At 56.5% G+C, this 3,390-nt stretch carries 1 protein-coding gene; it reads left to right on the top strand.

What is annotated here, in order from left to right:
- The coding region (locus PspCFBP13528_RS27555; RefSeq protein WP_161594777.1) for a hypothetical protein at nt 1-3,038 on the top strand (3,038 nt) is incomplete at its 5' end.
- Between the last annotated feature and the right edge of the window lie 352 nt (nt 3,039-3,390).

Raw genomic sequence — 3,390 nt, 5'->3', positions numbered from 1 at the left:
TTCAGGCAGCAAATTCGCTGCCAGCCGTTGAAACGGAACTGCCCTATGCGATTATCGAGCACGCTGCGAACAACAGCGTGCTGTATCCCATTGACGCCCGTGATGGCACGACGGCCACGCTGACGCTGCCGACCAACGCCACTGATGTCATGTTCTACATGGCGGTCAAGGGGCAGGACGAGCCGAGTTTCGAGCCGGTATCTGTCGAAAATGGCGTCAATGTCGTCGGCATTCCTCCACAGTGGATCAGCTACTGCATCGGGCACACGGTCTTGATCAAGTACACGGCCAATGCAGGAGGGCGGGCCCTGGAATCCTTGACGCTGGAGTTGGAAATCCAACAGATCAGGGAGGAGCATCTCGTCGTCTCAAGGCCGGTGTTCACGCATGCCAAGGAGGAGTGGAATACCTGGTACCTGCGCATGCAAGAGTTCTCGGGTGATGAAATTGTCGCGATCAACGCCTGGCCGATGATTCAACCCGGGCAGCGTCTGTTTGTGGTTGTTGCGGGTAACCAGCACGTCGCGCCCTATCGCTTCACCTGGGTGGCCAAGAATCATGTGGTGCAGGAGCACGAAGCTCGTCCAGAGCATGTTTTCCGCTTCAAGCTTTCGCGAGGCTGGCTGTCCAGGCTGGACGATTACTCGGCGATCACCGCTCACCTGGGCGTGATTTGGGACACGACCGAACCGGTATACCCTGAGCCGAGCGATCCGATTCTGGAGAATCCGCTGCCTGTGAACGCCGAGGATTTCCACCTGCGCACCACTTCATTGCTGCGTGTCGACCCTGCGCTGGACCTGAAACCGCCGCACTTGCGCGAGTCTACGCAATACAACGATGAGTGGTGCCTCAACCCTGAAAACACCCAGGAGGGAGGGGAGATCATCATCCAGGGTCTGGACACTTACAAAGGTGACGAGGTGAGGTTTTATGTATCCGGGCCCGCTTACGCGAAGAAACTGTTGGGTGATTTCACGGTTGAACAGAACGGCGAGATGCCTTTCGTCAAATTGCCGGCCTGTGTGGTGGCGTGTTTCTTCAACAAACAGATGACGTTGAGCTATGACCTTGCCGCCGGCGGCCCGGCACAGTCGTCCCAAGCGAGAGTGATCAGTGTTTTAACGCCCGAATTCCAGCGCCCGCTGATTGAAGAGGCGAACCAGGATCGCATGCTGTGCCTCGATAACTTCCCGGGGGACGCGAAGGTGATAGCGCCTCTGGGAGGCTATGGTGAGTGCGCGAGCCATTGCTGGATGTGGATCGATGCTGAATATGCAGACGGCAGCGCTTACCGCTTTGATATTCTGGACGGTGAGATTGTCACGCACGCCTGGAAAAGCGACGGCGTCAGGGCTGATATTCCAAGGGCAGCATTGGAAAAGATCGGCGATTGCTCCACGTTCGAACTGCGCGTCAAGACGGGCTTTTGCGAGGCGAGCGAACTGAAGAACGCCCACGAATTTCCGCCCGCGAGGTTCACGATCTACCAGGAGCCGTTGGCGCCACGGGCACCCACAGTCAGGGAAGCACAAGGGGGTGTTCTGGTGCCGTGGAACGCTCGCGAAGGGGTGCATGTCGAGGCGGTTTACGAAGGCTGCCAACCCAGCCACCAACATACTGCCCAGTGGTGCCTGGACGGAGCAGACAGCTGTTGGCCACTGCCTTTACAGAAGGGGGCGTCCGGCCCGGTCACGTTCCTGGCGTCCCGCGAACAGATGATCAACAGCTTCCGCAAGACGGCACTGATTTCTTACACCGTGATCAATGCCTGCAAGCAGATGGTGTCCGAGACACTCGAGTTGCAGGTCGGTGAGCCACTCATGCAGCGGCGTCCTCGTCCAGTGGTGAAACAAGCCACTGGCGACGTCTTGGATCTGCGTACCTTCCCTGGGAAGGACGCGCAAGTCATTGTCAAAAGTACCGATGTCGATGTCGATTTGGCGTGGTGGTTTTTCGTCGAGGGGCATGTCGGGGTTATGACGCTTGAGGGGACTGCGCAAGACGGTTCCCCAATCACTGTACCGATCATGGCGAGGCCACTCGAAAGCGGTGATAGGGACGGGTTGTCGTGTCTGATTCCACATTCGGAGTTGGAGAAGTTGAAAGATGATACGTATATCACCATCAATTTTTCGCATTTCATTGGTCCGCTTGGAAGTGTCGAGATCAAGTTCCAGGCCTTGAGGTTGCTGTTTATAAACCCTGTCTCTCTGCCCGTGCCCTCTGTGCCGGAAGCGGAGAACGGCGAGTTGAACTTTCTTCGACTGTGCTGTGAGAAGGATGACCATCTGGTTGCGGCCCCTTGGGACAAGATCGCTACGGACAACCGAATCTCGTTGATCTGCACCGGCACGGCAATTGGAGGCGGCCCCCATTCCGTGGTTTTGCTGCCGGAGCGCGACGTTGCCCCGCTGGAGGTTCTGGAGGGCTTGAATATTGCGATTACAAATGCGCAATTTTTTGCATTCGCCAACGACAGTGTCATTACGCTGCGCCTGAGCGTGAGGTTTGCGAACGATACGCTGCGACCTTTCGAGCCGGTGGCACTGAAGCTGATCAAAAGCAGACAGATCGTCGAAAGGTTTGATGGGCAGCCTGACAAGCTGCTCAAACCCGGGGAAAGTCTGCGCCTTTCGACGATGACCATCACCATGGTTCAGTTGGCTACAAATGCTCGCGGCGGTATATACACCTTCGCAAACGTAGGGGAGTTTATGTCAGGACCGGCTTTCGGGTTTTGCATCGACACGGCTGGCTTTATCACCCCGACGCAGATAACACGCTTTGCATTCGACGTGCCCTGCGCCTGTCTGCGGTTTGCATATGTTCATCTCGATGGTCAGGCAACCGTGCGTTTCTACGGTGAAAGCGGGGTGCCCATCGAAACGCGTATCGTGGACTCAGCCAAGGGGGGGCGGCACCAATGGGTTGAGTTCAAGGCGGGCAAAGGTGAGTTGCTCGCAAGCTTTGAGGTTGAAGTGGGCGAGCACGGATACCTCGATAACTTCACTATGTGTAGTCCCGTGAATGCCTAGAGCCAGGCAATGAAGGGCGGGGTCACACAGACCCCGCCTTTGAGCCTTGGCGGAGTTTGAGCGGTTGTGCGTACACCACTGGTCTGGAATATCGAGTTTTCCCAGCAGAACTGTTAATTCTGACAGTAGGCAGCGGTCCTGATCCACGTGTTAGATATCCGCAGTTTCCGGCCCATCGGGTCGGGCCGACGGTGATCTAACATCTGGACAGGAGTCTTATCGTGGCGAGCAAAACACCTGCTAAAAAAACCGGTTCCGTTCAGGCAGCAAATTCGCTGCCAGCCGTTGAAACGGAACTGCCCTATGCGATTATCGAGCACGCTGCGAACAACAGCGTGCTGTATCCCATTGA

The organism is Pseudomonas sp. CFBP13528 (assembly GCF_005233615.1).
Classification (GTDB): domain Bacteria; phylum Pseudomonadota; class Gammaproteobacteria; order Pseudomonadales; family Pseudomonadaceae; genus Aquipseudomonas; species Aquipseudomonas fluorescens_AM.
This window is presented reverse-complemented; position numbering and strand designations above follow the sequence as displayed.